2 pseudogenes are annotated in these 904 nt (G+C 73.8%); both read left to right on the top strand.

The window, feature by feature from the left end:
* Positions 1–657: pseudogene (locus BCHO_RS09390) on the top strand (hypothetical protein); the annotation flags it as partial.
* 1 nt (position 658) lies between these two features.
* A pseudogene (locus BCHO_RS08655) lies at positions 659–904 on the top strand (hypothetical protein); the annotation flags it as partial.

Genomic DNA, 904 nt, shown 5'->3' with positions numbered 1-904 from the left:
TCGCCGCGGCGGCCGCGCSCGCGCGGCGCGAGCGTCGCCGCATCCGGCCGCCATGACGACGCCGACCGCGACACGACGCAGACGCAGTCCTTCGACATGCCGCTCGTCCCGCACGAACCGGCGCGCACGTCGCCGGTCGCGCGCGCCCACACGCTGTCCGACATCAAGCCGATCACGCCGGCGCCACGCACGATCCCCGAGCGCGAACGCACGACGCCGACGCCGCCCGCGGTGCCCGACGACCTCAACGTGTCGCCGACGGTGACGGCCGTGTCCGACGAGACGACGATCACCTTCGGCGACGACGCCTCGCAGCCGGCGCTCGACTCGCCGTCGCTCGCTGCGCTCGCGTCGCTCGCGAAGAGCACCGAGACGCTGCCCGAACGGCCGCAGCAGCTATCGGCGACGACGTCGAGCGGACTGTCGGTGCCGAAGCTGGCGAACCTCACGATCCCCGACCTGCCGGTGCGCCGCCCGATGGACGCGGGCACGGACGCAGCGTCCCTCGCATCCGGCCACGATGCGTCCGGCGCCGGTCAGGACATGCGCTTCGTGCCGCCGGAGCCGATGAACGTCGAGATCCCGAACCTCGAATTCCCGACCTTCTCGACCGACGGGCCGCTCGTGCCCGGCGACACGGACAAGGACGGCCGCTGACATGATGCAGGAACGGCACAGCACGGCGCCGCGGAGCGCCGCATCGTCCGGCGACGGGCACCGCGACGTCGTCATCCTCGGCTCGACCGGATCGATCGGCACGCAGGGACTCGACGTCATCGCGCGCCACCCCGAACGCTTCACCGTCACCGGCCTGGCCGCCGGCGGCTCCCACGTCGACCTGCTCGCCGACCAGGCCGTGCGCTTCGCCGTGCCCGAGGTCGTCGTCGCCGACCCGGCCGCCGCG

The organism is Bifidobacterium choerinum (assembly GCF_000741135.1).
Lineage (GTDB): Bacteria > Actinomycetota > Actinomycetes > Actinomycetales > Bifidobacteriaceae > Bifidobacterium > Bifidobacterium choerinum.
The sequence above is the reverse complement of the archived record's forward strand: the minus strand, read 5'-3'. Positions and strand labels throughout refer to the sequence as shown.